This window comes from Streptomyces sp. x-80 (genome assembly GCF_046549095.1).
In the GTDB taxonomy this organism is placed as follows: domain Bacteria; phylum Actinomycetota; class Actinomycetes; order Streptomycetales; family Streptomycetaceae; genus Streptomyces; species Streptomyces celluloflavus.
This window is the reverse complement of record NZ_JAJPWM010000046.1, coordinates 1-23,667: the sequence shown is the minus strand read 5'-3', so window position 1 is coordinate 23,667 and position 23,667 is coordinate 1. Positions and strand designations below refer to the sequence as shown.

General features: G+C 69.2%; 17 protein-coding genes and 8 pseudogenes. 10 read left to right on the top strand and 15 right to left on the bottom strand.

Annotation, left to right across the window (positions count from 1 at the left end):
- Window positions 1-87 (top strand): annotated as a pseudogene (locus tag ACLJWH_RS41140) (IS5/IS1182 family transposase); the annotation flags it as partial.
- 36 nt (window positions 88-123) lie between these two features.
- On the opposite strand, the gene ACLJWH_RS41135 reads toward ACLJWH_RS41140, so the two are convergent.
- The gene (locus tag ACLJWH_RS41135) at window positions 124-717 is read right to left on the bottom strand and encodes a cupin domain-containing protein (RefSeq protein WP_411146933.1); all 594 of its coding nucleotides are present in this window, start codon (window positions 715-717) and stop codon (window positions 124-126) included.
- A gap of 214 nt (window positions 718-931) precedes the next feature.
- On the opposite strand from ACLJWH_RS41135, the gene ACLJWH_RS41130 reads away from it, so the two are divergent.
- From ACLJWH_RS41130 to ACLJWH_RS41120, 3 genes and pseudogenes are all read left to right on the top strand, one after another.
- Window positions 932-2,092, top strand: a complete 1,161-nt coding sequence (locus ACLJWH_RS41130; protein ID WP_411146932.1) for an alanine racemase — start codon at window positions 932-934, stop codon at window positions 2,090-2,092.
- Window positions 2,093-2,410: 318 nt separating this feature from the next.
- Window positions 2,411-2,954: pseudogene (locus ACLJWH_RS41125) on the top strand (transposase); the annotation flags it as partial.
- Window positions 2,942-3,121 (top strand): annotated as a pseudogene (locus ACLJWH_RS41120) (hypothetical protein); the annotation flags it as partial. The pseudogenes ACLJWH_RS41125 and ACLJWH_RS41120, both read left to right, overlap by 13 nt.
- A gap of 102 nt (window positions 3,122-3,223) precedes the next feature.
- On the opposite strand, the gene bla reads toward ACLJWH_RS41120, so the two are convergent.
- Complete coding sequence (bla, locus tag ACLJWH_RS41115; RefSeq protein ID WP_411146931.1) at window positions 3,224-4,150, bottom strand: class A beta-lactamase; 927 nt, start codon at window positions 4,148-4,150, stop codon at window positions 3,224-3,226.
- Window positions 4,151-4,305: 155 nt separating this feature from the next.
- On the opposite strand from bla, the gene ACLJWH_RS41110 reads away from it, so the two are divergent.
- From ACLJWH_RS41110 to ACLJWH_RS41100, 3 genes and pseudogenes are all read left to right on the top strand, one after another.
- Window positions 4,306-5,211 carry a LysR family transcriptional regulator gene (locus tag ACLJWH_RS41110; protein ID WP_411146930.1) on the top strand — a complete coding sequence of 302 codons (906 nt, stop codon included), beginning with the start codon at window positions 4,306-4,308 and terminating at the stop codon, window positions 5,209-5,211.
- On the top strand, window positions 5,208-6,110 hold the full coding sequence (locus ACLJWH_RS41105) for a serine hydrolase (RefSeq protein WP_411146929.1): 903 nt from the start codon (window positions 5,208-5,210) through the stop codon (window positions 6,108-6,110). Before ACLJWH_RS41110 ends, ACLJWH_RS41105 begins: the two co-directional genes overlap by 4 nt.
- Window positions 6,107-6,958, top strand: a pseudogene (locus ACLJWH_RS41100) (recombinase family protein); the annotation flags it as partial. The gene ACLJWH_RS41105 and the pseudogene ACLJWH_RS41100, both read left to right, overlap by 4 nt.
- Here the strand turns inward: ACLJWH_RS41100 and ACLJWH_RS41095 are convergent.
- The 9 genes from ACLJWH_RS41095 to ACLJWH_RS41055 all read right to left on the bottom strand — a co-directional run bounded on the left by ACLJWH_RS41095 (window position 6,892) and on the right by ACLJWH_RS41055 (window position 17,021).
- Entirely contained in the window at window positions 6,892-7,254 is a 363-nt protein-coding gene (locus ACLJWH_RS41095) for a hypothetical protein (RefSeq protein ID WP_411146934.1), read from the bottom strand. The pseudogene ACLJWH_RS41100 and the gene ACLJWH_RS41095 sit on opposite strands and share 67 nt — an antisense overlap.
- Before the next feature lie 242 nt (window positions 7,255-7,496).
- Window positions 7,497-7,688 (bottom strand): type II toxin-antitoxin system Phd/YefM family antitoxin, encoded by a 192-nt coding sequence (locus ACLJWH_RS41090; RefSeq protein WP_411146928.1) that lies wholly within the window; start codon window positions 7,686-7,688, stop codon window positions 7,497-7,499.
- 573 nt (window positions 7,689-8,261) lie between these two features.
- The gene (locus ACLJWH_RS41085; protein WP_411146927.1) at window positions 8,262-8,549 is read right to left on the bottom strand and encodes a nucleotidyltransferase domain-containing protein; all 288 of its coding nucleotides are present in this window, start codon (window positions 8,547-8,549) and stop codon (window positions 8,262-8,264) included.
- Window positions 8,550-8,723: 174 nt separating this feature from the next.
- Window positions 8,724-8,918 (bottom strand): hypothetical protein, encoded by a 195-nt coding sequence (locus tag ACLJWH_RS41080; protein ID WP_411146926.1) that lies wholly within the window; start codon window positions 8,916-8,918, stop codon window positions 8,724-8,726.
- A 487-nt stretch (window positions 8,919-9,405) separates the two neighbouring features.
- The gene (locus ACLJWH_RS41075; RefSeq protein WP_411146925.1) at window positions 9,406-12,006 is read right to left on the bottom strand and encodes an acyl-CoA reductase; all 2,601 of its coding nucleotides are present in this window, start codon (window positions 12,004-12,006) and stop codon (window positions 9,406-9,408) included.
- Window positions 12,007-12,086: 80 nt separating this feature from the next.
- Window positions 12,087-13,253 (bottom strand): acyl-protein synthase, encoded by a 1,167-nt coding sequence (locus tag ACLJWH_RS41070; protein ID WP_411146924.1) that lies wholly within the window; start codon window positions 13,251-13,253, stop codon window positions 12,087-12,089.
- Window positions 13,250-14,398, bottom strand: a complete 1,149-nt coding sequence (locus ACLJWH_RS41065; RefSeq protein ID WP_411146923.1) for a GNAT family N-acetyltransferase — start codon at window positions 14,396-14,398, stop codon at window positions 13,250-13,252. The genes ACLJWH_RS41070 and ACLJWH_RS41065 overlap by 4 nt, the downstream gene beginning before the upstream one ends.
- Entirely contained in the window at window positions 14,395-15,762 is a 1,368-nt protein-coding gene (locus ACLJWH_RS41060) for an MFS transporter (RefSeq protein WP_411146922.1), read from the bottom strand. The genes ACLJWH_RS41065 and ACLJWH_RS41060 overlap by 4 nt, the downstream gene beginning before the upstream one ends.
- On the bottom strand, window positions 15,759-17,021 hold the full coding sequence (locus ACLJWH_RS41055) for a phenylacetate--CoA ligase family protein (protein WP_411146921.1): 1,263 nt from the start codon (window positions 17,019-17,021) through the stop codon (window positions 15,759-15,761). The genes ACLJWH_RS41060 and ACLJWH_RS41055 overlap by 4 nt, the downstream gene beginning before the upstream one ends.
- A 730-nt stretch (window positions 17,022-17,751) precedes the next feature.
- On the opposite strand from ACLJWH_RS41055, the pseudogene ACLJWH_RS41050 reads away from it, so the two are divergent.
- A pseudogene (locus ACLJWH_RS41050) lies at window positions 17,752-18,219 on the top strand (transposase family protein); the annotation flags it as partial.
- A 100-nt stretch (window positions 18,220-18,319) separates the two neighbouring features.
- Here the strand turns inward: ACLJWH_RS41050 and ACLJWH_RS41045 are convergent.
- The 3 genes and pseudogenes from ACLJWH_RS41045 to ACLJWH_RS41035 all read right to left on the bottom strand — a co-directional run.
- A pseudogene (locus tag ACLJWH_RS41045) lies at window positions 18,320-18,595 on the bottom strand (group II intron maturase-specific domain-containing protein); the annotation flags it as partial.
- A 544-nt stretch (window positions 18,596-19,139) separates the two neighbouring features.
- Window positions 19,140-19,954, bottom strand: a pseudogene (locus tag ACLJWH_RS41040) (2,3-diaminopropionate biosynthesis protein SbnB); the annotation flags it as partial.
- Window positions 19,955-20,004: 50 nt separating this feature from the next.
- The gene (locus tag ACLJWH_RS41035) at window positions 20,005-20,904 is read right to left on the bottom strand and encodes a TauD/TfdA family dioxygenase (RefSeq protein WP_411146920.1); all 900 of its coding nucleotides are present in this window, start codon (window positions 20,902-20,904) and stop codon (window positions 20,005-20,007) included.
- Between ACLJWH_RS41035 and ACLJWH_RS41030 the strand changes: the two are divergent.
- Window positions 20,887-21,465, top strand: a pseudogene (locus ACLJWH_RS41030) (sensor histidine kinase); the annotation flags it as partial. The gene ACLJWH_RS41035 and the pseudogene ACLJWH_RS41030 overlap by 18 nt on opposite strands.
- A gap of 49 nt (window positions 21,466-21,514) precedes the next feature.
- Here the strand turns inward: ACLJWH_RS41030 and ACLJWH_RS41025 are convergent.
- Window positions 21,515-22,084 carry a hypothetical protein gene (locus ACLJWH_RS41025; RefSeq protein ID WP_411146935.1) on the bottom strand — a complete coding sequence of 190 codons (570 nt, stop codon included), beginning with the start codon at window positions 22,082-22,084 and terminating at the stop codon, window positions 21,515-21,517.
- Window positions 22,085-22,935: 851 nt separating this feature from the next.
- Between ACLJWH_RS41025 and ACLJWH_RS41020 the strand changes: the two genes are divergently transcribed.
- Window positions 22,936-23,667 (top strand): penicillin-binding transpeptidase domain-containing protein (locus ACLJWH_RS41020; protein ID WP_411146919.1); only part of this gene is annotated, 732 nt, incomplete at its 3' end.

The following is a 23,667-nucleotide window of genomic DNA, read 5'->3' as shown; positions in this document are numbered from 1 at the left end:
AAAGCCATGATCCACATCGCGTCGATCGACAACCTCGCCAAGCGCATAACGGACGAAGCCACCCCTACCTGGCGAGGGACCTACTAGGGCAGAAAGGGCAATCTGCCTAGATCAAATGCCCTCTCAGAAGCCTGGTGGAGTCTCTGACCACACACAGACTGCAGGGACTTTGCCTGGATTGCGGTACTGATGCGGGGTGGAGGACTGAAAGCTGATGCAGTCGCCGGGTTGCAGGTGGTACTGCACGCCGTCAACCCAGTAGTCCATCTCTCCGCTCAGCAGGAGGCCGACTTCTTCTCCGACATGGGTATGCGGGTTGTCGCCGGAGGACGCTCCCGGGGCTACCTCCAGCATCATCAATTCGAGCCTGCCGCTGTGTTTGGGGTTGAGGAGGGTGTAAGTAACCCCTTCCACGCCCGCCCGGGTGAGTTCAACGCGTTGATTGGGGCGTGTGAGCACATGGTGCTCGCGGTCAGCTGCCTGGAACAGCCTACTGAGCGTCGTGCCGAGGGCCTCGACGATCGTGCGCAACGTGTTGATCGTCGGGCTGTTCACGTCCCGCTCGACGTTGCTGAGGTAGCTGCGTGACAAGCCCGTCTTCTCCGCAAGCCGCTCCAGCGTGAGGCCCCGCTCCAAACGCTCCCGGCGGAGGTGCTTTCCGATCCCGTCGTTGCGCGCGGGCTGTGGCGAAGCGGGCGCATGACCGTCGGTTGACACAGAAGACACCCCTTGTCCAGTAAACAGAACACAGCGTCCAGCATAGCGTTTGCCTGACTAGTCGCGAATAATCTACGCTCCGTCTCATATACACGTCATGACTGGGTGGTGCCCGGCTTCGCCGCCGGCCCCCGCGGGCAGACGCGTGCTGTGATCCGGGTATCCAGGGACGCCGCACGACACCGCCGATGTCACCCGGCGATCTGGAGGACCGATGAACCACGACGACACACCCCTCAGCGGATGTCGAGCGCCCGAGATGCCCGAGCTCCGGCTCAACTTGCGCGCGCTCGAACACAATGTCCAGCTCATGGCGGACTGGTGCCGCGACCGGCGCGTCGAGCTGTGCCCTCATATCAAGACCACCATGACGCGTCCCGTCGTCGAGCGGCAGATGGCCGCCGGGGCGTGGGGCGTCACGGTGGCCACCGTGAGGCAAGCCGGCATAGCCCTGGGCTGGGGAGCGCGGCGCATCATCATCGCCAACCAGGTGATCCACCGCCCTGACCTCGCCGCCGTGCGGCGATGGCTCGAAGAGACGCCTGGGCTTGAGCTGTACTGCTTCGTGGACTCGACGGCAGGGCTGGACCTCGCCCGGTCGGCCATGGAGGGAGCGCACAATCCCCTGCGAGTCCTCGTCGACGTCGGTGCGCAAGGAGGCCGGACCGGGGTACGGGAGTCCGCCGCAGCGTATGAACTCGGCACGGCCGTCCAGGCGTCACCTGGAATCCTCCTGGCCGGTGTCGCGGGCTACGAGGGCATCCGGCCCAACCGCCGGGACGCCGCCACCCTGACGGACGTCGACGCGCACTGCCGGAAGGCGGTCACGGTCTTCCGCAGCCTGACACCGCTGTTCCAGACCGCGCAGCCCGTATTCAGCATGGGGGGCTCCGCCTTCCCTGACCGGGTCGTCCGTGCCCTTCGTGAACTCATCGGGCAACCAGAGGGTCCACGGATGGTGCCCGTCCTGCGGTCGGGCTGCTACGTCACACACGACCACGGCACGTACGAGCACGTCTCTCCGCTGCCGGGGCTGAGAGCAGCACTGACCGTCCGGGCCGTCGTACTCTCCACGCCGGAACCAGGACGGATCGTCGTCGGCGCCGGAAAACGCGAACTGCCCCACGACGCGGGGCTGCCGGTGTTCGTCGGAGCCCGCGACGCACAGGGAGTACCACGGTCGGCCGCGCAGGCCAGCGCAGCCCACATCTACGATCACCACTTGGTCCTCACACACGCAAGCGGCCTACAGGTGGGCGACGAAGTCGACCTCGGGATCTCCCACCCCTGCTCCGCCTTCGACCGGTGGCCCGACATCGCCGTGGTCGACGACGAGGGCCATACCCACGACGTGTGGCACCCCCAATTCCGCTGACGTGGTAACCAATCCCGACGCCGCAGAGTCCCACGGACGTAGCGGCCGGCGACCCGGACGGAAACCCGACCGCTGGGGTTGACAGCGGCCACCGTCCATCGTCGGATCTGCGTCGATCGGGCCGCGCCGCGAGCGCGGCCCCGGCCGTGTCGCCGGGCCGGACTGCGGGAGCCGGGTCACGCCGCCCTCGGTGGTGCGCAATCCCCTTGTCGCCGTTCCGGTAGGGCGACCTGCCCGACGCATGCGTACACCCAGGGCGGTCGTCAGGGGCGCCATGACGGTCGCGCGTCGTTGGTGCGGGCGGCGATCTGATGCTACCTGCCCATCAGCGAGTACGGGCCGTACCTCGCACGGCTGCGCGAGCAGTTCGAGGGGGTGATCTGGCGATTCCAGTCCGCAGCTCAGTGGCGGGAGATTCCCGGTGAGTTCGGACCCTGGCCCACGGTTAACGGCCGCTTCCGTATCTGGAGGGACGCGGGTGTCTTCACCGCGCTGCTGGAGGGCGTGATCGCCGAGGCCGCCCGCCGGGACCAGGCCGACATGCGTTGGTGAGCGTGGACTCCCCGACCGTCCGCGCCCATCACGACGCCGCCGGGACGCGTATCGACAAGGAGTTCATGGATGCCTTGGAGGAAGCCGCTGCCGAGCAGGAGCGGGCCCGGCAGAAGGGGGCAGTCTCCAGGAACAGAACGGACAGAGCGACGGAAACGACCCCGGGCAGGAAGAACGGCGGCGCGTCCGGCGACGCCGCAAGCTCCAGCTGAAGGCCGCCCTGCCCGGCAGATCCCCGGGCAGACTCACCAGCAAGATTCATCTCGCCGGGGACCGCAGATGCCGTCCGTTCTCGCTCGTCCTGAGTGCCACGAGATCCGCGACGAGGATGTTGCGCGGCTGTCCCCGCTCAAGCACCGCAACCTCAACGTGCTCGGCCGCTACAGCTTCAACCCGTCCGCTCCGCGTGAGGGCCTGCGCCCTCTGCGAGACCCCGACGCCGCTGAGCTGGACGATGATGAGGACGGTAGCGACTGATCACGATGTGACGTTGTCCGGTGCGGCAGCCTCGGGCCGTCATATTTGGTGAGCACCGAACCATTACCCTGCTGTGTGTCCGGCTACAGGGGACGCTGTTTGCTATGACAGTGCCTTGGTGACGACGGATGCCGCTTCGGCAATCAACTTGTTGTCGTAGTCGGCGTCTTCGGTGCCTCGGTTGGACATGATCGCCATGACGATGGGGGCGGAGTTAGGGGGCCACACGACAGCGATGTCGTTGCGGACGGCGTAGACACCGCCTCCGCCGGTCTTGTCCCCGACCGTCCATCCCTTGGGCACTCCGGCCCTGATGAGCTCGTCCCCGGTGGTGTTGGTCCGCAGCCACTGCGTGAGCTGCGCGCGTTCGTCCTTGCCCAGGGCTTCTCCGAGGACGAATGCCCGCAGGTCTTCGGCCCATGCGCGAGGTGTGGTGGTGCTCTGTGTGGCACCGGGAGACCACTGGTTCAGTTCCGGCTCGCGGCGGTCCACCCTGGTAGTGGTGTCACCTGCCTCTGCGAGAGCGGCGGCCAGGCCCTTCGGCCCGCCCAGCGCGTCGAACAGAAGGTTGGCCGCGGTGTTGTCGCTGTAGCGGACGGCTGCGTCACACAGATCCCGCAGGGTCATCCCGGTATCGACATGCTTCTCGGTTACCGGAGAGTTGTCGATCACATCGTTCCGGGAGTACTTGATCACCTTGTCCAGGCCGCTCAAGGTGTATTTACGCAGGACGGCAGCGGCGGCGAACGCTTTGAACGTAGAGGCGTACGCGAATCGCTCGTCGGCGTTGTAGGCCACCTCCTTCCCATCGCCCGTGTTGACCGCGTAGACCCCAAGCCGCGCACCGTACTTACGCTCTAGCTCCTTGAAATCGCCGACAGGTTGCTTTGCAGAGGGATCCGCCTGCGCCGTCGCGGCAGCCGGAGCCGGTGACGCCTGGGTGCTGTCGTGATCGCATGCCGCAAGCGGAAGGACAACGAGCGCAGCGAGCCCCCCGAGAACGGCACGCCGCGCATGTGTGAACTGCATTTTCGGACCTCCAGCTGAACCCGTGAACGGGCGCAGAGTAGAAAGACAGGCTCCCGGCTGTGGCTCGGGCGCCGACTCATCGTTTCCTTCGGGCTCCATACGGTCCAATACGCGTACGCGCAGTTCCATGCCGATGTCGCATAGAATTGATCGGTATGGATCTAGTGGGAGCATGTCGGGCGTTTGTCAGCGTGACGGAGCGCGGCAGCTTCACCATGGGAGCGGCCGCAGTCCGGATGTCCCAACCGGTGGCCAGCCGGCGCATCGCTGCCCTGGAGGAGCATTTCGGCGAGCGCCTGTTTGAGCGGACATCGCGCCGGGTCACCCTCAGCCCGTTCGGCCGGGACATGCTCCCGGCGGCGCGGCGGCTCGTGCAGACAGCCGACACACTGCTGCACGAGGCGGTAACCGCCAAGCGCAAGCCATGGCGGCTCGCCGTCCCGGGCAACTGCTCCACGGGCTCTCTCGCCCGTCTGGTCGCCGATGCGCGGGACCAGGAGGTGATCCTTGATCTCCAGACCGGTACACCGGCGCAGCGCACGGAGCTCCTTCGCTCGCAGCAGGTACGCGCGGCCCTGATCGCGGCGCCCGCTGACGAGGCCGCGTGGTCCGTTCCTCTCGGCCTCGCCGGGACCGCGGCAGCCGGGGCCAGGCTCGTCTATCTGGATACCCTGCGGGCCGGGCGGGCCTGCCCGGATCCGGTCCGCAAAGTCTGGATCCAGCCAGAAGACGACGTGCCGCACATCCGCGATCCACTCACACGGCTGCGCGACGCACTAGGCCTGCGGCCGGTGCAACTCGCCATCGCCGCCGACCCGACGACTGCCATAGCCGAAGTGCTCTGCACGTCCGATCTGCTGCTGTGTCCCGCCGCGCAGGCCGACGAGCTCGGCCTCGACTGGAGGCCCATCGGTGAGATCACGCTCAGCCGCGGATACGCCCTCGCCGTCGCCGCAGACGGCAATCCGCGGCATGTCCAGGAACGCCTGGGCGGCGCGATCACCCGCTGCCTCGGTCCGGGTACCCGGACCAGCACCCCTCGCGGAGCGGCGGCAGTATGAGCACCGAAGCGCTGCTGCACGACATCCGCCAACAGCTGCTCGAAGGCGGCTTGCGCGGCTGCCTGCTGGTACGCGACCTCCACACAGGAGCTGAGCTGGGCATCGAGCCCGACACCCAGCTGCCCGCCGCATCTCTGGTCAAGATTCCGCTCGCCTTGGCGACAGCGGAGCGCATCCAGCGGGGAGAGCTCGACGGAGCAACGGCGATCGACGTCCAGCCCGGACGCATCACGACGCCAGGCCCCACCGGTCTGACCCGGTTCCGCCACCCCGTCCGGATCGCCATCGACGACCTGCTCTACCTCAGCACCAGCGTGAGCGACGGAACCGCCGCCGACGCGCTGTTCGACCTCACCCCGCCTACCCAGGTGGCCCGCATCTTGCGTGAACTGGGCCTGGGCGGTATTGCCGTCCGGCACGGCATGGGCGAACTCACCCAGACACCCACAGAGCGCTTCGCTACCGACCAGGCGCATCTCGCCCACACCCTCGCCATCGAAGCGGGCACCAGCGGCCGCGGCCACCGTGTGCCGCAGCTCGACACCACCCGCGCCAACACCGGCAGCGCACGCGCCTGGACCGAACTGCTCCAAGCGCTGTGGACGCCATCGGCAATCCATCCCGGAGCCGCTGCCCGAGTGCGGCACCTCATGGCCCACAACCTGCTCCGCCACCGCCTTGCCCCAGACTTCAGCTCCGACGCCACCGACTGGGCTTCCAAGACCGGCACCCTCCTCAACCTCCGCCACGAGATCGGAGTCGTCGAGCACTCCCACGGTCAGGTCTTCGCCATCACCGTGCTCACGGAATCACTCGTTCCGGCCAGCACCCAGCCAGGCGCCGACATCCTCATGGCCCAAGCCGCCCGCAGACTGCACGACCATCTCCGGCAACTGTGACCCAAGCCGCGTCCTCTCCCGACCCCACCACCTCGAAGCCGACTCCCACAAACGGTCCCTTGCCCGAGCAAGATCGAATACCGGTCGCCGAATCCCCGGTGATCTCCGATCGGTTCTCAGAACCTGTTCTCACTCAAAAGCGGGACGGACCCCCTTCTGAGACTTGCGTTGTGGAAATCCGGGGTCATGACGGGCCCTCAACAGCCCTTGCCGTCCGGCTGGTTGGACGCGGACGTGCCGAACGTCACGTATGTCCGAGGTGTGACGCACGGCCCGGCTCGCCGTGCCGCTCGCGCGGCGGCGCGGTCAGCTGCTCCTATCACACCGGCCGGTTCACCAAGGTGCCCCGCCTCGTGAAGAAACTGCGGGTGCCCACCCTGGCCGACCGCCATCCCGGCCAGCCGTGGCGACCCGGCACCCCGCGCCCGGCACCGATCGACCCCGACCTGCCGAGTGCGGACATCCGCATCGGGTATGCGAGATGCTCGCACCGCAGCCAGGAACTCGACTCCCAACTCGACGCGCTCACCCAGCACGGCATTCCGAGAGACAAGATCTTCAGCGAGAAGATCGGCACCCGCATCAGGGTCCGCCCCGCCTTCGAGCAAGCTCTGAAGACCGCCCGGGAGATCAAGGCGCACGCCCCGCACTGCCGCGTGATCTTCACGGTGTTCGAGATGAAAAGGCTGGGGCGGGACGCGGTCGAGCTGACCGCGCTCGCCGACCACCTGACCGCCCACGACTTGGTCCTGGAGATGCTCCACGGCCCCCTGACCGGCATCTACGACCCGAGCGGGGCCGGAAGACCACCGTTCGCGTTCTTCGCAGCGATGGCGGAGACCGAGCGGGAGGACATCCGCGAGTCGACGGTGGAGGGGCTTGACACCGCGGCCCGCAAGGGCAAGCACGGCGGCCGGCCCCCGGTCATCACCGACGACATGTCCGGAGTCGTATCCGGCCCCCACTGGAGCATGCCGAACGGCATGTCGGGCCCGGGGAAGGTATCGACCTTGCCGCTCGTACCGATCAGTGGATTGACCAGCGACGCGGGATCACCGACCAGGTCAGGGGCAGCGGATACCGCGCCCACGGCGACTGCCTGGACGGGCAGAATGGTAAGAGCGAGACCGGACACGAAGGCCATCCGCCTGTGGAACAGCCGCCAGAACCTTGCCATGGCCTGCCTCCGCGGGGACCGGTTGGGAATCTTCACGGGTGACGTACGTGTCGTCCGACGTAACGGCATGCCATGAGGCCGACGGGAGATGAGCCCAACGCGTTGGTGACACCCTGTCAACAGCCATGGCTCACAGTTCCACCGATCGTGTCACCGACGGTCCCACGGTGGCTGGGAAGAGGCACGATCACAGCCCCTCAGGTCCCTGGTCAGGGTTCTTGCAAAATCCTATTCCTCTGATGTTTCCGCTGGTCAGGAGATAAGGCAGCGGCCGCGCCGGGCCGCAGCAGCACCGCGACCGCTCGGCCGTGCCGGGTGATCCGCGTACCCTCCCCGTCCGCGGCAGCTGCCAGAAGCTCCGTCAGGTGTGCCCGCGCCTCGCGGACTCTGATCTCGCGCACGGGCCATTGTGTATACAACGTCCGGCCCTGGCCGGATCACCAGAGTGTTCAGCGGGCGCGTGCGGGTGGGCTGGACCACCTCCAGCCGGCCGTCCCTGCCGGTGACGCAGTACACGATGCTCCGGTATCCCTGCCATTTCCAGTTGATCCACCAGCGTGGATCGCTGCGGTGTCCGGCGCGGCGTCGTGGGGTGGGCAGCCGCTGGCCGGCCAGGTCGACGTCGTCGAGCTCGACGTCGAGGCCCTGCGCATGGGCCAGGCCCGCCGGCGCCGCACGCCGCAGCGGGCTGTCCTCTCCCCACCGCCGGAATGTCCACCGCATGTCCGGGGCCGCCAGCAGGTCAGTCTCCTCCGGCGCGTCGGTCAGTGGGATACGGGAGATGGCGATGAACCCCTGCTGCTGCCATGAGATCGGCTCCGCACGCACGGGGCGGGGGATGTAGCGGTCGAGGCCGTCGAACGCGTCAATCATGTCGTGGCGTTCGGCTCGGCCGGCATCCGGATCCTCGGTGATCCCGTGCAGCACGGCCAAAGCCTGGGAGAGCGTGCCGCCCCGCTGCCACAGCGGGAGCATCACCGTGCCCTCGGCCTCAAGCTGCTCACGCGCGGAGTCCTCACACTGGAACTGCGACCCGCGTGAGGCCGCCTGCGAGCGCCCGGCGAAGCGGTGCGTAGGGATTGCCGCCCCCCGGAAAGCGGGGACTGGACGACGGCCTCGGTCATCCGCTCGTCGCGCTCGGACCGGATGGCCACGTCGATGTCGTACGGCTCGCTCGCGCCGCGGGCGAAGCTCCCGAAGAGCCAGACCTGCCGCACCAGGCCCAGCGGCCACTCGTGGTCGCCATCGAGCCGGTGGAGCATCAGTTCACCAGTTCAACGGCCCGTGCCCGCCTCACATCCGCTCACCGAGCAGCGGCCGCCAGGCCCAACTCCGCGTCCGAGGTGGCCATCACCGTGTCGATGGTGCCCTGGCCAACACGTCGGCCAGGGTGAGCACCTTCTTGTTCAGCTCCCGCAGCCCGGCCAGTTGCTCGTTCAGGGGAGTGAGCTTCGCCCGCCGCGCGCCGGGCTCGGATCCGCGATCTCGCCCCGCTTGGCCGCCTGCTCCTCGGACGGGGGCAGGTCGTCGGCCTGCTCGGTGTGGACCCGCTTGATCCGCGCCACGTGGGCGTCGGCCAGGACGTGCGGTTTGGTGTGGGCCTCCTCCAGCGTCTCCAGGTGTTCCCGCACGTCGACCGCCCAGCGCCGGGTGTGATCGATGAAGGCCCCCGGCTTGCTGATGGGATGTCAGATCCGCTCGGGCGTCGCGCCGGTCCCTCTCGTACGACAACAGGCCCGGCGCCCCTGTCCGCCTGCGGCGGCCCGCCGCCCAGGTTCAGCCCGAGGCCCCACGATCGTGTGTCCGACGTGCTACGCAATCAAGATCAAGTGCTTGGCGCTAACGGCTACCGATGGTCCCCACGGCCGAGGAAGGTGTCGGTGCGGGCCGCGGAGACGGCGGCTTCTCCGAGCGGGGACCGGCGCCGGCCCCGAGTCCCTGCGGGCGGCCACGGGCGGGCCGGGAACCCGACCTCCTGGTGGCGCTGCGATGGTGCTGCGGCTGACGGCCGCAGAAGCCGGCGTCGTGGACGTCGGGTGCCCCCGCCACAGCGCCGCCCGTCGATGTCCGCGCCGGTCACCGTGGCCGGTCCGGTGATCCGGCCCGGCCACGGTGGTATCACGCCGAGGCCGTGCGGAGATCGATGACCGTGCGCAACTTGCCGCTGCCCGCGGTCCGTTCGAAGTCCCGGCTGTCGGTGATCTCGACCGTGCAGGTCAGCAGTCCCTCCTCGCCGACCGCCGATTCGAGCTCCGGGATGGCGGCCAGGAACGCGGTACGTGCTTGTTCCGGCTCCGGGGCGTACTGCCGGTCCAGCCGGACCGCCAGGTGTTCGCAGCCGGCTCCCGTGCTCAGGACCAGCTGCACCTCGCCGCGGTAGCCCAGCTGCTGCTGGGCGGCCTCGACGAAGCGGCGGTAGTGGTAGAAGTACGTGCCGATCCGCATCACCTCGCCGTAGCGGCCCAGGAGTTCGATCCGTGGGGCGTGGCTGCCGCAGGGGCAGACGCCGTCGACGGTGCGGCCGAGGTCGCCGATCTGATAGCGCTCCAGGCGCTGTCCGGCGCGGGCGCGGCTGGTGAACACCAGCCGGCCCGGCTGCCCGGCGGCGACCGGCCGGTCGGCCTCCGGGTCCAGGACCTCCAGGGTGTGCAGATCGGTGAGGACGTGGTGCACCGATGCCTCGGCGTGCGCGCACTGGTAGCCCAGCGGTCCCAGGTCCGTACTGCCGTAGGAGGCGGACCGGATGACCTGTACGCCGAACGTCTCGGTGAGGATGCGGCGCTGCTCGGCGGTGAAGTGCTCGCCGCCGTAGAACACCTTGCGGATCCCGCCGTACGCGCGCAGCAGCTCGCCCTGGGAGTGGAAGAGCTGCCACAGGTAGGAGGGCATGCCGAAGACGGCGTCGGCCCGGTAGGTGACCAGGGCCTCGGCGACCGCGGCGTGGTCGGTGCCGGCCGCCATGGGGATCTGGGTGGCGTTCAGGCGCTCCAGGATGGAGAAGAAGCTGATGAACCCGCCGTACATGCCGCCGCAGAAGAAGAGGTTGGCGGCGCGGTCGCGGGCCGGGTCGAAGCCGGCGGCGAGCAGGCCGTGCGCGGCGGCGCGCATCTGGGTGTCGTAGTCGTCGTTGGTGAAGAGCGAGAGGGCCGGGGCCCCGGTGGTGCCGCCGCTGCGGAAGTAGAGGTGGGCGTGTTCGGGTGCCAGGGTGCGCAGTTGCTCCTGGACGCCCGCCTTGTCCAGCAGCTCTCCGGTCGGCGGGGCGGGGTTGACGGGGGCGGCGACCAGGTCGTCCAGGCATGCGGTGGACGTGAAGCTGTCGTCGGCCTTGACGCTGACCCGGCGGCTGTAGCGCGGCAGCGCGTAGACGCCGTCGTGGGGCTCACCGTCGTAGCCGTCGAGCATGGCGCCGACCGGGGTGACACGCAGGGCGCCGGCGGTGAGGACCGCGCGGGACAGCCGGGCGGTGTCGGCGCGGTTGCCCCCGATGGCGGCGGTCTGGAGGTAGCGGCGCATGGGCCGCAGGGTGGCGGTGATGTCCTTGCCGGGGAGCGGTTTGACCCAGATGCTGCGGTGCAGCGGGGACGCGGTGAGCGCGGGGCGGGTGTCGGCCAGTACGCGCCAGGTGCCGTCGTCGGCGGTGATGACCTTGGTCAGGCCCAGGTGCTGTTCGAGCCGGGCGACCAGTTCGGTGGTGGTGATCTCGGCCTGCTCGGCGGCGTCGAGGGCCGGTGCCGGGAAGGCGGCGGAGGTCTCGGCGAGTACCGCCGCGAACTCCTCGGCGAAGGCGAAGACCTCGTCGGTGTCCTCGGTGTCGAGATAGACCACCTGGGGGCTGGAGCACGCCTGCTGGTCGAGCCGGCAGACATCGGCGGCGAGGGCGGCCAGGACCGCCGGATCGCACCACGCCTCGCGGGTCAGATAGGCGAAGGAGATCTTGTGGCCCCACTCGACCAACCGGCAGCCGGGCGGTACGAGTTCGGTGATACCCGCCACGGCGTCCTCGCCGCCCCAGGCGGCCACCGCGTCGGCGGGGGCACACATCAGCCGCAGCCACTCCTGGCGGCTGGAGGGGAAGCGCAGCGCGACGATCCGGCGCGCGAGGGCTCCGGTCGGGTCGGCGGCGGCCAGTTCGGCCAGCAGGTGCTGGGCCAGGAGCGTGTCGGAGCCGCTGGTCTTGAGGACGTTGACGTTCCCGGTGAGCAGTCCTTCGACGACGCTCAGCGGGGCGACGGCCGCGGCGTTGCCGGGGGCGATGTGCACCAGGAGGCCGACCGGGGCCCATGCCTCGAAGACGGTCTCCCGGGCGTCCGGTCGGGTCAGCCGCTCGGGGCGCAGTCCGCCCAGCTCGCGCCGGAGTTTGCGCTCCAGGGCGGGGCGGGTGAGGGCGGCGGCCAATTCGGTCAGCGTCGCGGCGCTCTCGTGCGGGTCGCCGCCGTCGCCGTCGAGCTGTGCGGCCAGCCGGGTGCGTACGGGGCTGCCGGGCTCGCGCAGTGCGGTGCTGAGCGCGTCGCAGGCGGCCAGCACGGTTTCGGTGGGCAGCGTCTCGCCCAGGGCCCGTTCGACGATGGCCGGGAGGCCCGCGAGGCGCGCGGCGGCTTCGGCGTCGTCGATGAACTCGCCCTGCCAGAAGTGGAGTTCGCCTTCCGGGCGCAAGGCATGGTGGGCCGCGGGGCCGGAAGCCGGAGTGTGCGGTGCGTCGGTGGTCGTGCCGGAGGCCATGTCTGTAGTCGTCCCGATGATCGATGCCGATGATGCCGATGATGCCGAAGTGGAGGATGCCGAAGATGTCGGTGTCATGGTCACGCCTGTGCCTTCAGCAGTTCGGCCGCCGCCACCGCACAACTGCGGTTGCGGCTGAGCCCGGCGCGGCCGTGGATGGTGAACCACGGTGTGGGCAGCGGGCAGCCGCACTCCTCCCCGGGGTGCAGCGAGGCGAGGTCACCCATGACGACGCTGTGCGCCGGTACGGAGGTGATGTACGGCGAGACCAGATGCAGATAGCCGCGCTCGCCGTATCCCAGCGGTTCGAGGGTCCGGGTGTCGCGCACGGCCGCCCGGGACCACACGGGTACGTGCAGCCGGTGCCGCGCGCACTCGATGTACGGCACACAGTGCTCGACCGAGCCGAAGGTGTCCCGGATCCGCTCCGGCGGGATGCCCAGCAGCTCGCTCACCTCCGCGCGGAACTCCTCCTTGCCGATCTGCCGGTCGGCGTGGCCCTTCCAGCCGCCGCCGAGGACCACCAGCGAGTCGGCGGGGAGCTGGATCGGCGGTATGCCCTGGGCGCGCATCCGCTCCAGGGTGAAGTGCAAGAACGCCGGGAAGCCGAGAATGCGGACCGGCAGCCCGTCCTCCGCGTACTGCCGCAGGGCTCTGATGCAGCCGTGCACGTCGAATTCATGGGTGCCGCCGGTGTGGCGCAGCGCGTGGGTGACGCGCTCGGCCGGGGCGAAGTCGCACAGGTAGTTGTCGGTGAAGGAGGTGCCGAGTTTCAGGGCCGGGGCGGGCTCGTAGCTGTAGAGCAGGTAGTTGACGGCCCGGTCCGGGGTGATCCAGCCGTAGTGGTCGAAGATCCGGGCCACCATCCGCTGGGCGGAGCGGATGGTCCACTCGTCGAAGAACATCTGGGACTTCTGGCCGGTGGTGCCGGAGGAGGTGAGGTGCAGGAAGACCTCGTCGCGGGGGACGGACAGCACCTCGTGCCGTTTGAAGAAGTTGGCGTGGACGAGCGGGGCGCGCACGTCCGGGCCGACGGTCGGGGCCGCGCCCTCGGGAGTGTCGGCGAGCAGCGAGCGGAAGAACGGCGACCGCTGCGCGTGCCAGTCGTTGGCCTCGGCCATGGCGGCGGCGAACAGTGCGTCGGTGGCGGGCCCTTGGTCGTACGGTGACGCCAGGTCGCACAGTCGCTGGACGTGCGGGAGCGCCAGCGGGTCGGGGACGTGTACGGGGGCGAGATGGGTGTTCACAGAGAGACCTCTTGGCGGGGCAGATAGGTGGCGGTCCAGGCGGTCAGATAGGCGTTCACATAAGGCTGGAGCGGCCCGCTGACGGCGAGGGCGCGGAAGTCGATCTGGCGGCTGGTGCGGGAGAGCACGACATAGTCGTGGGAGCGGTCGCCGATCCGGCGCATGGCCGGGTAGACGGCGCTGGGGACGAAACCCGCGGCCAGGAAGGCGGACAGGCTCGCGGTGTCGGACAGTGGCAGCAGCGTCTCGACATAGTCGGCGCCGGCCCGCGAGACGGCCGCCATCAGGGGTTCGAGCGCGTGGGTCACCGCCGCCGGATAGGGGTGTACGGCGACCAGTGAGCAGCTTCCGGTGACCGGGTCGAGATCCGCGTACGCCTCGAACGCGCCGTCCGGTGGCACCAGTACGGCATTGGGAGCGTGCAGCGGGTAGTAGCGGCCGGCCGGGTCGGGGAAGAGATCCAGGAAGCGGCGGTGGACGAACGAGGGCGCGCTGATCACCTCGATGTCCGCGGTCACCGGCTCGGTCGGCCAGGGCGGCACGGCGGTGTCCAGGGCGTCCGGCCGCAGCACTGCGCCGTAGGGGATGCCGGTGCTGTCCTGGGCGGCGCCGAGCAGCGGGCCGAGGGCGGCGGGGGCCTGTGGGACGGGTTCCCGGCGGGCCAGCACACCGTCGGCGAAGCGGGCGAACAGCCCCAGGCTCTCGCAGCCCGCCACCTCGGCGGCGTTGGGCAGCAGACCGAGCGGCTCGAACCCATTGCGGACCATGACCTGCTGGGGGCCTTCGGTGACCATCCGTACGGTGGCGTACACCGAGTCGAGACAGCCGGTGGCGAAGGCCGCGGCGCACACCGCGGCGGTCAGCTGCCCGGCCAGCCCGCCTCTGCGGTGGGACGGATGGACCACCAGGCCGACGAGCTTCCCGACCTGGCTGCCCGGGTCGGTCTGCACCACCGCCGATCCAGCCGGCTCGCCGCCGGGCCGGCGGGCGATGAGCCAGTGGGTGCGCGGGTCGTCGATCAGCCGGCGCATCTCCGCGGGGTCGCTGCCCAGGGCCACCGGATAGCCGTGGCCGTAGACGTCGAAGTACAACTGCCGCAGTTCCGCGATGTCCTGGAGCGTCGCCGGAGCGATGGTGACGGTCATCGGGACACTCCCGCGGAGGTGGCGGCGGCCGGCAGGACGGCCTCGTGCCCGGCGGCGTCGTCGGCCTGCGGGTCGGCGTCGCCCTGAGGCGCGGCGCCGTCCCGTGCCGCGCGTTCGCGACGGCCGAGCAGGAACAGGGCCACCGCGACCGGTAGCAGACCGACGCCCTGGAGCACACACAGCCAGCGCGGCTCCAGGTGGTCACCGAGGACGCCGAAGATCAGCGAGGACAGCGGGAAGGTGGCCCCGAGCACCGCCTGCATCACCGCGAAGAATCCCGGTTTGTCGGCGGCCGGGACCGACCGCTGGAACAGTGCGACGAACCGTACGCCGATGACGCCCACGCACCAGCCCGCGACGATCAGCGCGGCCACGGCAACGGTCCGGTCGGGCACCAGTCCCGGCAGGCCCAGCGCGAGGGCCATCAGCCCCAGGCAGGCCCCGCCGACCGTGGTCGGCGAGCCCGGGAGCCGCGCCCCGGTGAACGACCCCGCCAGCGTCCCCAGACCCAGGGCCGCCTCCAGCGCGGCGACGGTCGAACCCTGCGCATGCAGCACCGAGCGGGTGTAGAGGGGCATGACGACGTACACGGCGGTGGTGAAGACGTTCGCCGCGGTGAAGCAGAACAGCGCGCGCCGGATGAAGGGCAGGTCCGCCAGGATCTGACGCAACGTCCGGCGTGGTGCCGCGGTCGCGTCCGCGGCCGCGTCGGGGCCGCCGGCGGCCCCGGGGAAGCGGGTGACGGCGACGAGCACGGCCGCCACGAGATATCCGCCCGCGCAGCCGGCGACGATGCCCGCCAGATCCCAGGCGTCGACCACCAGCGGGCCCAGGAGCCCGCCGGCCAGTCCGGCCAGGGACTGGGTGGCGAGCTCGAAACCGGTCGCGGCCTCGATGTCGGCGTCGTCGACCAGTTCGGGCACGGAGGTGGTCAGGCAGGGGTCGAAGAGCGCCTGGCAGCCCGCCAGCAGCAGGGCCGCGCCGTAGACGGCGCCTGTGGGCAGATCCTCGGTGTGGGCCCAGACGGCGGTCGCGGAGGCGACCAGCCCCGCCAGGGCCGCGGCGCCGGCCAGCACCGTACGGTGCCGGCAGCGGGCGATGATCCTGGCGACCAGCGGGACGAGGACCACCGCGGGCAGCGTGCTGACCGCGAGGAAGGCTCCGGACGCGAAGCCCCGGTCCGCACCCATCGCATGGCCGACCAGCCACCACACGACGCCGACCTGGAACATCCGGGCCGCCGCCTGGGTGAGGACCTGCGCGGCCCACACCGCGCCGAAGGCCGGGTTGCGCAGGACGACGGGCAGCCGCCCGCGGGACCCTCCCGGCGCCGGCGGGACTTCGGCCGTCTCCGGCGCGGTCATGACCCCATCCGCTCGTCGACGATGCGGATCAGCTTCCCCGAACGCGCGTTGACGGCCAGGTCGCTGTGGCGCACCCACTCCACGGACAGCGGGTGGATGTGCCCGGCGTCCACCGCGTCGGCGTACATCGGACGGTCCGTGAGGATCTCCTTGCGGACCGCGTCGGCCAGGTCCGCGAGTCCGGCGGGCTCTCCGTCGCCCGCCAGGCGCAGCAGCAGGCCGTCCCGTCCGTCCCAGTGGCGTACCACCAGCTGCACGCCGGACACCCGGCCCGCCACGTCGGCGCCGCGGACGAGATCCTGCACGTCCTGGGTGTAGAGCGAGACCGGGCCGACGCGGACGCCCTCTTCCGACCGGCCCAGGATGCGGAAGTGCCCGGCGTGCGTGTCGGTCCACTCGGCGCGGTCTCCCGCCGGGTAGCGCAGCACGGGCATCAGCCGCCGGCGCAGGTCGGTCACGACGACCTTGCCCGGGACACCGGCCCGGGTGATGGGTTCGCCGGTCTCCTCGTCGAGGATCTCCACGATGGTGCACGGCGTGAAGGCCCGGTGGATACGCGGATCCGCGCCCGGTACGGCCCGGCCGAGCAGCCCGGCGTCGACGCTGGCGTAACCCACGGAGCGGGGGCGGGCCTGCGGGAAGGCCCTGGCGAGCAGCGGCTGCTGGTCCTGGTAGAGGCTCTCCCCACCGAAGAGCAGCAGCTCCACGCGCGGCAACTGCCGCCCGGAGGAGGCGAGGTGGTCGGCCAGCGCGCACAACGTCGTCGGGGTGCCCGCGACCACCTCCACGCCGAACTGCTCCAGCGTCTGCACGGTCGACTCCAGCGGAGCGGCGCCGCCGATCGGCAGCCGTACGTTGGAGACGGGGGAGTGGTGCAGCGAGTCGAGGATGAAGGTGAAGCTCGCGTACATCTCCCCGGCGTAGAAGAGGTCGGCGACCCGGTGTCCGGGGCGCAACCCGCTGTCGACGAGTCCGGCGCCGAACGCCGAGGTGAATTCCCGCCATTCCTCACGGGTGAAGAAGGAGAATTTCGGGGCGCCGGTCGTGCCGCCGCTCTTGAAGACCACAGCCTCATGGAGCGGCCCGGTCAGCAGGCGATTGTCCTGTGGTGTGTTGGCCCGCCAGAACGCGTTCTGCGGTACGACCGGAAGATCAGTCAACTGCGTGACACGGGCCGGGAGTTCTCCATAGAGCTCGGCGTAGAAGGGGGAGTGGCGGCGAACGAAACGTATGAGTTCCGTCAATGGTTGAACTGGCATCAATTCCTGCTTTGCGACATGCGAAAGGAGGCGACGTCACCGCTGCGGGGACATCACCTGAGGCGGGCTGGAGGGTGCCTGACGATCGTGCGCCTGCCCGGCCCCACGCCGGACAGACACCGATTCCGCAGACTTCCGCCGGGACCTTACCGCACAGCTGAACTCCCGCTTTCCCGCCACCTTTCCGTATGCCGCATCTCCGCATTCCGTTGCGGGATAGCGCGGTGAGCCACCTCTCATCAACAGTGGGCGGCTCCGGGCAATTTTCCCGGCCACGTCGACGATTTCCAGCCATTGCGCGTAACCGGCTGAAGAGCCCGACTGAGCAGTGCTTACTGCTGGCGCGTCATTGAGGCACCGTCAGCCATGCATGCTGATTCGGACAGTTAACGTCCGGGGGAGGTGCCGCACCCCAAAGAATGTGCGTCGCGCCGCGCGCCATATTTATTCACTGCGTCAGATAGTTAGGCAGTGATGGAACTCACGAGCCTCAACTCGGATGTTCCCCCCAGTTCACCTCGCGGCAACTCGCTGAGCTTTTTCCCGCCGCGGACTGGGCTTTTCCACCTCGGGCCGAGATGTGAAGCGACTCGGATTGGCGGGGGCGTGACAGTCGTCACTGCGATGGGGGAGTGTCTCATCAACGGCTCTGTTCCGTAGCCGGTGGTGACGCCGGGTCCCTGCCTGGGAGTTACGAGGCATGGATGATGTCAGCTCTCTTGTGGCTGTGGTGTCATCTGGGTTGCCGGCGCAGGCCGTCGAGGGGGTGGCGGATGGTGGTGAGGTGGTCCGGGGCGCGGCCCGGACCCGGGATGTCCCGGTGCCCTGCCCGGTGTGCGGGGTACCGACGGGGAAGGCGCATGGGTATCACCGTCGGACGGTGGCGGATGTGCCGGTCGACGGCCGCCTGGTCGCGGTCCGGGTCCGGCGCCTGGTCTGCCCGGTCCTGGGCTGCCGCCGCCCGACCTTCCGCGAGCAGATCCCAGGTCTTTTGGAGCGCCATCAACGCCGCACCATGCGTCTGACCGGCCAGGTCTGTGCAGTGGTCAAGGAGTTATGCGGCCGGGCGGCCGCCCGCCTCGCCCCGGTCCTGACTGTGCCCGTCTCCTACGCCACCGCCCTGCGCCTGCTGCGCCGCATCCCCGCACCGGCGGCGCGGATCCCGCGGGTGATCGGGGCCGACGATTTCGCCCTGCGCACTCCCGGAAGGGTCTGGGGGCGACGACGTTCCCGGCAAGACCGATCGGGCCCAGATGGTCCGGGGAGGCGCAGGACACCACCCACCGCCCGAATCCCCGCGAGCGTTTGTGCTTCTTCGCGAAGAACAGCGCCATGCGCATCCGCGTGGACTCCCTGATCGCCGCGAAGCGGTCGGCGGAGTTGCCGAACCGGAAGTAGCCGGCCCAGCCGGTCAAGAGCCTGTTCAACTCCGCCGCCACCACCTTGACGGGTAGCAGCGACCGGGACCGGTCGGTGATCTCCCGGATCCGGTCCCGGGCGTGCCGCAGGGCCCTGTCCGCAGGCCAGCAGCTGGCCTCCCGGTCCCCGCGATGCGGACAAGGATCACCCTGCATCTGAGCGCCAGGTTGTCGCAGGGCCACGCCACGGTGAGCCAGGGTCCCGTGCTCAGACCGCGCCGGGCCGGGAATCGGTGAACATCGACGGGCGAGGAACGGCTGGGCATTGGACACCTCCGTGATGGTCTTTTGACGAGGGGACCGACCATCGCCCGGGGTCTCTTGCTCACACTGCTCTCATCGCATCGGCCCGGTTCCTCGGCCGACCCGGTGCGGAGCGGTCTCACCGTTCAGGACATGAGATCTTCGGCGGGGCCGGCGGTGCGGCGCGCCGCCGAGTCCGTCCGGGGGCGGGAAGGCCCGGTGGAGCATCCTGGACGAGGGAAAGCAGGAAGGCGAGATCCGCCGGAGCGTTGGCCAGCAGTTCGGCACCCGCAACAGCAGTCGCTTCATCGGGCCACCTGGCGGGGTCGGGTCCGTCCCCGGTGCGGGGGCCCCCGGCCCAGTCGAGCCGGCATCCGTCGGCCGTCCGCTGCGTGATGCGCAGGCGGGACGGCAGGCCCACAAGCGCGCGTCGGTCACGCACAGGAAGCCATAGCCCTTGCTGGCGGCGATGAGGCTCAGAGCCACACCCAAGTTGCTCGATGTCGTCGACGAGTTCGCCGAGGCGAGCACGATCTCGGGGGCGAGGTCACGCAGCGAGATGTGCAGGACCAGCGGGTGGTGGTCGAACCGGGACACGTCGCTGACGTGTGGCTTCCCGGCGATGGTGGCGAAGACGACCAGATCACTGCGGCGAATGAGATCCTCGGCGCTGTCGTGCACCGTGACCCACGGCGTGCTGCCGGAGGACTGTCCCAGGTAGGTGCGGAATCCGGCGGCGCTCTCGGCGGACAGATCGTGTATGCCGATCCGGTCGAACTCCCAGCCGGTGCCCGCCAAGAAGGCGTGGATGTAGGGGGCGATCAGGCCGGTGCCGAAGAACCCGACGCTCCGGGGGTGCGGTCGGCTGCGGCTGAGCCGGTCGGCGGCCAGTGCCGCCGACGCCGCTGTCCTGGTGGCACTGATGATCGAACTTTCCAGACAGGCGAACGGGTAGCCGGTTTCAAGGTCGTTGAGGATCAGCACCGCTGAGGCGCGGGGGATTCCGGCCGTCACGTTTGCGGAAAAGCTGGAGATCCACTTCAGGCCGTCCACCGGCGCTTGCCCGCCGATCGAGGCGGGCAGCGCGATGATGCGGGAAGCCGGCCGGTCGGGGAAGCGCAGGAAGTACGAGGGCGGGTTGACCGAGTCGCCGGCGCCGTGCAGGTGGTAGGTGGCCTCGACCAGGTCGACGATCTCGCGCTCCCGCCCCTGGAGGGCGTGCTGGACCTGGGCTCCGGAGATCACCGCGAACGGTGGGACGGTGCGTGGCACCGGCGTATCGGCGGATGCGCGGGGGTGGGGCGTGGCGGAGTGTGCGGTGGTCACTTGATGGTCACCTCGATGGGTGGCGAGCAGTCGGTCAGGTGCACCGGGTCGGCCATCGCGACGAGGACTTCGCGCGGCCCCTCGAACGGTTCCCTGCTGTGCGCGGTGCGGATGTTGTCCACGAGCATCAGATCGCCGGCCTGCCACGGCTCGCGCGCGGTGTGGTCTTCGTAGACCGTGTTCAGCAGCTGGATCGTGTCCTCGTCGATCGGGTCGCCGTCGCCGAAGAAGGTGTTGAACGGCAGCCCGTCGGCGCCATAGACGTCCACCAGGTATTCGCGGACCTCTGGAGCGATCGTCCACTCGTTGAGGAAGGCGATCTGGTTGAACCAGCAACGCCGACCGGAGACCGGGTGGCGCACTGCGGCGCCGCGCCTCTGACGGGTCCGCAGGCCGCCGTCGGGCTGCCACTGGAAGGCGATGGCGTTGGCGCGGCAGTAGCGTTCGACCGCGTCGCGGTCGTCGGTGCCGAAAGCCTCTGCGACGGAGGCGCCGATCTCGTCGTTGTAGGTGCGGATCAGCAGCCAGCCCTGCCGCTCGAACCGCTTGACCAGCCGTTTGGGCAGCGTGTCCAGGATGGTCGGCGCGTCGGCCACCGCGGTCGTCCCGCCGTCGGTGGGTGCGCCCAGGCATGCGAAGAGCATCAGGCCAGGGAACTGAAGGGTGTAGCTGAGTTCGTGGTGCATGCACATCGGCTGGCTCTGGAGCCATGTCGAGGAGGAGCAGACGCCCTCGTCGCAGGTCTGCCGGGGCGCGAAGCTCTCCTTCTCGTCGATCAGGCCGGTGGTGGCCAGTTCCCTGAAGACCGCTCCGGTCCCGGCCGCGTCGCGCAGGCCGAGGAACGTCTCGACACCCTGATCGCCTCGCAGCGCATCTTCGTGGCGGACGCGTCGCACCAGCTGAGGACCCCGCTCACAGCTCTCAGGCTGTCCCTGGACAACATCGCGGACGGCGTGGACGACGAGTTCGTCCGGGAAGACGTGGAGCAGGCGACAGCCGAGGCGGTACGGATGAACCGCCTGGTGAACGGCCTGCTGGTGCTGGCGCGGGCGGAGGTGAAGGACACGGCGGCGGAACCGCTGCCGCTGCGCGAGCTGGTCGCGGAACGCCTCGCGGTGTTGAGGCCGGCCGCCGATGAGCGCGGAGCCACCGTCGTGCTCGGGGGAGATGTCGACGGCCGGCTGCTCATGCTGGCCGGCCCCGGCCATCTGGACCAGGTCCTGGACAATGTGCTGTCGAACGCTCTGGAGGTGTCACCGGACGGTGGCGCGATCACCGTACGGGTGGAGCCAAGGGGTGACGAGGTGATGCTGTCGGTCCTGGACGAAGGCCCGGGGATGACGGATGCGGAGAAGCCCCGCGCGTTCGACCGCTTCTGGCGCGGTCAGGGCCTCACCGGGCGTTCCGGCTCCGGCCTCGGCCTCGCCGTCGTCAAACAGCTGGTGACGGACGACGGCGGAACCGTTGTCCTGCGGGACACGCCCGGGGCCGGATTGTCCGTGGCGATCAGCCTTCGGGCATCTTTTGCGGCAGGAGTGACTCCAGACTCGTGGAGCGCAGTCCAGGGCCCGTGCAACGGACGTACAGGGGGCGGGAAGCGGTCATGCAAAGGCTCTGGATTGTCGCCGAGCAGGGTGTCGGGGCGCCGACGGGGACGGCCGGGCGGCCGGCAACGGGCGGGATGGCGTCGACCAGGGCGAGGGGCTGGGTGACGTCGTTGACGTTGGCCGCGGTGGTGATGACCTTGAGGGGAGACCGGGCCCGTCGCAGATCAGGGGTGTTTGCTGCCCGTCTTGCGCCGACCGACCGGCGACAGACCGGTGTCGGCACCCCCTTTTTCGCCCGGACGTGGGAGCCGTCCACGCACGCCCTGGACCAGTCGAGTTCGCCGGCCGCGTTCAGTCCGGCGAGCGGGATGCGGTGCAGTTGATCGAAGACCCGGCCTCCTGCCACCGCTCCAGGCGGTGCCAGCAGGTCTGTACCGGATCCGAACCCAAGCTTCAGCAGCAGGAGTTGCCAGGCTATGTCGATGTACAGGACATAGAGGATGCCCTGCAGACAGAGTCGGTCTGCCACCGGCCGCGGCTCCGGCGACCGCTTAGGTCAAGGCGACAGCAGGGGCTCGATCAGCATCCACAGTTCGTCGTCCACGATCCATGGCCGAGTGCTCACACCACCACGAACGGCCGAAATGCCAGACCGGTCACGCCCGACCAGGGCACCTCAAAAAGATCGTGTTACGAGCTCTATGGAAGTGATGCAGTTCGACGGAACCGAAAGGCGGGTTGCTGATTCTGGATGCGCCCACATGAATAGGTCATCCCGGGATCTGAACCGCCTTCCCGGAAACGCTTATTCGGACATCAGATGCCATCGTCGCGGACTGTGCAACGCCTTGGTGAAAACGATATGGAGTCTGCGCAACGAACGCCCGGGTCGAAAGTCCTGGAAACAGGGGGCGAAAGTCCCACGGACAGTCGTGTTGCCTGCCGTATACGGTTGTGTGCGGCTCTCGTGCAGCTGTCGCCTCCTTTGCTGTGGTGGTCGCCGGTCATCGGAAATTCGTGGTTCGGCGGGTTTCCTCAGGCCGTCGTTGCCCCGCCGGTCCGAATTGCCTTGTCAGCTCGGCCCTTGTGGGCACGGTGCAGGGCTGGGTGCGCCGTCGTCGGAGATGCCGATACCGGCTTGAAGCTGCTGGAGATCCACTTTGCGGTCGCTGGTGACCGTATGTGGTCCCGTGGCGCCGGAGGTACGGCTGGCACGTCTGTAGCTCATGGCCGTCGCTGCGAGACGTTGATGTTCCGGCTCACGGGAGATATCGCTCACGGAGCGCCAGCGCAACCAGAGTTCCCTGAACGCCGTCGTTACGGTCCAAGAGTGCAATTCGGGCATGTGTCCACATGGCCCGCTTCGGGAGTGGGAGATCCATGAACAGGCCGCTGCGGCGTATAGCCGTCTTCTGCGGGGTGCTGGTGCTGGCCCTGCTGGGGCGGGTGACCTGGGTCCAGTTCATCCAGGCGGACGAGCTCGCCAGTCACGAGAACAACCGCCGGGTGATGATCGAGGCGTTCTCCTATCCGCGCGGGAACATTATCGTCGGTGGTAAGCCGATCACCGGTTCCGTGGCGACCGCTGGAGATTTCAAGTACAAGCGGACGTTCAAGGACGGTCCGATGTACGCCCCCATCACCGGTTACTCCTCGCAGGCGCAGGGAGCCAACTTCCTTGAGGGCGTCTACGAGAAGGTCCTCAACGGCAAGGACGACCGGCTGTTCTTCAACCGGGCCCAGGACGTCCTCACCGGTGAGAAGCCGCGCGGCGGCGATGTGATCACCACCATCGACGAGAAGGCGCAGCAGGCCGCCTACAAGGGGCTTTCCGATCTCCGGGCCCGGGGCGCGGTGGTGGCTCTCGATCCGCGCAGCGGCAAGATCCTCGCGATGGCCAGCACGCCCTCGTACGACCCGTCTTCCTTTGCCGGCAACACGCAGGAGGAAGGCGAGAAGTTCCTGGCGCTGGACAAGGGCAAGGACAAGCCGATGAGCAACCGCGCGCTGCGCGAGACGTATGCCCCCGGCTCGACCTTCAAGATCCTGACGGCGGCGGCGGCCCTGGAGAGCGGTGCGGTGAGCGACATCAACGCCTCCTCCGGCGCGCCC